Here is a 4,960-nt window from a genome sequence, read left to right as displayed (position 1 = left end):
CATTGAAACCTAATTTGAAGCCGAAGCTTCTAATTGGATTATCATCAACGAGTGCCCACACAGATTGATAGGTTCTTATTTTTAAAGAGCTTTTCTAACATTTTCAGCAACTTAGTTGCTCGTCGTTAGGGGTGCGTATCTTACTTCACACCGCGAGAGAGTCAAGCATTTTTTTCAAATTCTTTTTTCTCTCTTCCCGACTCGCTGTGTGACTTTCGTCTCACTCCGTGTCGGTGGATGCGCAGTATAGGGGGTTGAGAAATTAGCACAAGCCTTTTTTGCAAAAAAACTTTCAACCGCACAAATAACGAGCATTATGCATAGATACTCAACGATCTTGTCTAATATTTCGGGTTGCAGAGGATCTTTTCATGAAGAAACACCTGACTTCCGCATTAAAAGATCGCCGATTTCTTTGCGATTTCGGTTGCTGATCTGATCTCTCTTGGTTCTTTTTTCTCTTTCTACCTATATAAAGACGAAAAAAGAGCAGAACGATGACGAACTGCTCTTTGGTCTTTGCTTTTTATTTGGGGTACTTCAGGTGAAGTCTTGGAAAAGTGCTTCTTCTATATATAGAAGAAAAGATCAGAGCATCCTTGCCCTTCTCTTTACGACAGAATAGTTAGGGGTATATCTAATATGCCGTTATTGTTCGATGACGCATTGAGCTCGTAAGAGTGGAGCATGCTTGCATTCCCAATGACGTCATCTTCGAGAGGAACTTAGTTCTTCAATACTTTTACGGTGTAGCTACCATCTTTTTGTTGGTATAGACCGTGGATGTCGGTTTCGAAACCTGGGTAATGCGCACCGATCTCACAAAGCATCTCTAGGAAGTCCAGCACAGGGCGAGACTCTTGAGTCACCATTTCACCAGGAAGTACTAGTGGCACACCTGGAGGGTAAGGAAGAATCATGTTCGCACTTACGCGGCCGACCATTTCTTCCAGTTTGATTTCTTCTACGTTACCGCGAAGCTCTTCTTGCCATGCTGCGTGTGGTGTTACTTTCATTTCAGGAAGAACATCGAACGCTTTGTACATTAGCTCTGGTAGGTTGTATTTCTTAGTTAGGTTGTGAATTGCTTGTGCTAGGTCTTGAACACGCATACCTTCATAGAAGCTTGGGTCTTCGTTGTATAGCGAAGGTAGGAAGCTCTTGATGGTTAGGTTCAAGTCGTAGCCACGTTTAAATTCAGTTAGGCCGCGTAGCAATTGCATTGCTTTTGATTTGTCGATACCGATTGAGAATAGGAACAACAAGTTGTATGGACCTGTTTTCTCTACCACGATGCCGCGCTCGTCTAGGAATTTAGCCACCAGCGAAGCAGGAATACCTGATTCTTCTAGTTCGCCTTCTTTATTCATCCCTGGAGTCAGTAGCGTTACTTTGATTGGATCAAGATACATGTGGTTGTCATCCATGTTCTTGAAGCCGTGCCATGTGTCGCTAGGGTCTAGTTTCCAACATTCAGTGCTATCGATGTTTTCTGGTTGCCATACATCGAAGAACCAGCTGTCACTTTCTGCTTCTAGGCGTTTGATCTCTTTACGGAAGCGGATTGCGCGATCGATAGAGTCTTGCATCAACTTCTTACCAGTATTGCCGCGCATCATTGCCGCTGCTGTTTCAGTAGAAGCAACAATGCCGTACTGAGGTGAAGTTGAAGTGTGCATCATGAATGCTTCGTTGAAAGACTCTTTATCAAAGTCACCTTTCACGTGAATCATTGAAGCTTGTGAGAACGCTGCCAACAGTTTGTGTGTTGATTGTGTCTCGTAGAACACTTTGCCTGGCATCGCTTCACCACTCATACCACATTTACCTTCGTAAATTGGGTTGAAGTTAGTGTAAGGCACCCAAGCACTGTCGAAGTGGATGTGTTTACAATCTAGCGACTCTTTGATGAATTGCGTGTTGTACAGTAGGCCATCGTAAGTTGAGTTAGTCACTACTGCGTAACTTGGCGCAGTTGCACCTGGTGTTTTCGCCACTTTCTCTGCAATGACATCACGGCTGAATTCACTTTGTGGAATACCACCAAGAATGCCGTATGCGTTACGAGTTGGTCGGAAGTAGATTGGTGTCACGTCACTCATCATCATCAGGTGAGTCAGAGATTTGTGACAGTTACGGTCAATCAGTACTGTGCTGCCTGCAGGCGCTGAGTACATACCAACGATTTTGTTCGATGTAGACGTACCGTTAGTTACGATGTAAGAGCTATCCGCATTGAATGTACGTGCAATGTATTCTTCTGCATCTTTATGTGGACCTGAGTGGTCTAGTAGAGAACCTAGCTCAGGCATTGAGATTGATACGTCCGCTTTGAATGTGTTTGGACCGTAAAAATCGTAGAAGATGCTACCAGCAGGACTTTTCTGGAATGCAGTACCACCCATGTGACCTGGAGTACAGAAGGTGTATTTACCTTCTTCTACGTATTTGAATAGCGCTTTAGTGAATGGAGGCATGATTGCATCTTTGTATGCCTCAGTCGCTTGGTTGATTTTGATAGCGATGTCGTCAGCCATACCTAAAGCATACTCGAAGAAGCTCACGTTTAGACGTAGGTCTGTTAGTGAAATGTCTAGAGTAGACTGTTCGTTAGCAAATGCGTGAACAGGTAGTTTCTCGTTGATTTGGCTAATACGTTCACATAGCTCTAGTGAGTATTTATCCCAGTCGAACAGCACACCGCAAATGCGTGGGTTCATCTCAATCATTTTGATCAAATCTTTATCATCTACTGGGTAAACCACTTCGTAGCCCGCTTTCTCAAGAGCAGCGTGAAGTTGACGAACTGGCTCTTCTTTAAAGAACACACCCATGTGGTTCAAGATAGCGAATATATTCATTTGGACATCTCCAAGGCGAATGAGGGCGCTCTTTGCCATTTACAGGCAATGAGTAAGGTGAGCGCCGCGTGAATTTGAGTTTTATGGGCTGGCACCGTAGTGCCAGCGTTTGGGGATTAGTTGCTTGCTTGAGCAGCTACGTCTTCGTCAGCATGAAGCTTCATGTACTGAGCTAGACCTGCTTTTTTGCTGTAGAACATCAAGATAACAAGAGATACGATGAAGGTTGCTGTTAGCGTACCGCCCTCTGCACCTGCTAGTGCGATGAAGCAGAACAGACAAGCCACACCAGAGAACAGCATTACGAAGCCGTTGCGTGTTGTCATACCTTCGAAGCGAATCAAGTTAATGCTTGAGTAGAAGTAAGGCAGCATAGTTAGTAGTACTGCGTCAGTTGTTAGCTGGTTGAACAGGTCTGATGCGTGTGCTGTTTTAGAGCTGAAGAACATCAGTACAACCATTAGTGCAGTCATCTTGATTGACGCAAGAATTAGACCTTTCTTAGGCACACCGTTTTTGTCTGTTTCGCCGTAGATTTTAGGGAAGTTGCCGTCGTTTGCTGCACGTTTACCCGCTTCACCTACTAGCATCATCCAAGAACCTAGCGAAGTGAAACATGCTAGTGCTGTGAATGCTGATACGAATGGTGCTGTCCAGCTACCGAATAGCTCAGTGGTTGCTAGCGCGAATGGTGCACCTGATGCTGCTACTTCTGATGCTGGGAACATACCGCTGATCATTTGAGTAGATAGGATGTAAATAACACCTGCGATAGCCGTACCCAACATAGTTGCTAGTGGTACTGTGCGTTTAGGGTTTTCTACCATACCTGTAGATACCGCCGCTGATTCCACACCAACGAATGACCATAGACAGATAAGAACCGCTGTTACTACTGCGTGGCTGTCAGTGCCTGCTGATACGTTCCAGTTTTGGCTGTAAAGCGCAGTATCGAAGTGCGTCCAACCAAATGCGGCTGTACCAACAACAGGGATAAGGATAAGTACTAGACCAAGCGTACATAGACGGCTTACCCAGCTACCACCAAGTAGGTTGACGAAAGTGAAGATCCATACCGATGCAATCGTCGCAATACCTGCCGGGATTGGGTTATTAAGCACAGGGAAGAATACTGAAAGGTAAGAGACACCTGTAATGGCAATAGCCAGGTTACCAATCCAGTTCGCGTGGTAATAAAGAACGCCCGTTTGGAAACCAAATACCGGAGACACTTCGCCAGCATAAGCGATAGGACCACCTTCTTGTGGGTTTTTGGTTGCCAGACGAGCGTAAACGAACGCCAGACTCAGTGCACCGACCAAACAGATCAGCCAACTGAAGATTGAAACAGAGCCTACAGAGGCAAGGCTAGAAGGTAATAGTGCAATACCACTACCCATCATGTTACCGGCTACGACACCCGTACAGGCAATAAGGCCGATTTTTTTCGCATTCGATGACATAACATCTCCAAATCTATTCTACTCGAGTCAACATGACTCAAACTGAATGGTTATTAGCGAGATGCTCTGAGGAGGAATCTGCTCGACCTCGCTAAATTTCGAAGTGAAGACTACGCCCAAAAGCTGGGAAAAAAATAAACTTGGGGTTATCAATAAAACAATTAGCCCATCGGTATAAAGTTGAGATAAACCTGATAAACTAAAAAACATAAAGACATCATATACAGCAACTTATGAGCAAAACCTAAAGTGCTCATACTGAAAAACTAAAAACATCAACCTCAACAAATTTTCCATCAACCTTATCAACGACTATCAACATCAAGGCAAGAACCAGCTAATTACCTGAACTGTTGATGTCGCCCTTCCCCACCGTTATTCGACAATTGACTTACATCAAACTTCCTTGTCTCTATTAAAAAGAGGAGCTCGGATACAAGCCCTCTTTTTACTAAATCACTGAGCAATAAAGGACGGATTGAAGAATCAAGGCTACTGGATTGAGACTTACTTTTGATGCTGAATCTTTCTCTCCATACAAACAGACATAGAAAGCAGCGGCATTAGAGAATAGAGAATAGAGAATAGAGAATAGAGAATAGAGAATAGAGAATAGAGAATAGAGAATGAAAAGCC

At 44.1% G+C, this 4,960-nt stretch carries 2 protein-coding genes; both read right to left on the bottom strand.

All coding sequences use genetic code 11. The features are described 5' to 3' along the window. Positions 1-725 precede the first annotated feature (725 nt). The gene (locus KIO97_RS24900; RefSeq protein ID WP_285384252.1) at positions 726-2,861 is read right to left on the bottom strand and encodes a lysine decarboxylase CadA; all 2,136 of its coding nucleotides are present in this window, start codon (positions 2,859-2,861) and stop codon (positions 726-728) included. Between the two features lie 116 nt (positions 2,862-2,977). After that, a complete protein-coding gene (gene cadB, locus KIO97_RS24895) occupies positions 2,978-4,324 on the bottom strand; it encodes a cadaverine/lysine antiporter (RefSeq protein WP_045372949.1) in 1,347 nt (448 codons plus the stop codon). Positions 4,325-4,960 lie beyond the last annotated feature (636 nt).

Origin of the sequence: Vibrio sp. B181a (genome assembly GCF_030248375.1) — a bacterium.
Taxonomy (GTDB): Bacteria; Pseudomonadota; Gammaproteobacteria; order Enterobacterales; family Vibrionaceae; genus Vibrio; species Vibrio campbellii.
This window is presented reverse-complemented; position numbering and strand designations above follow the sequence as displayed.

Coding starts and splice junctions, on each gene's coding strand:
- KIO97_RS24900 (WP_285384252.1), bottom strand. CDS start 2,861: ATGAATATATTCGCTATCTTGAACCACATGGGTGTGTTCTTTAAAGAA.
- cadB (WP_045372949.1), bottom strand. CDS start 4,324: ATGTCATCGAATGCGAAAAAAATCGGCCTTATTGCCTGTACGGGTGTC.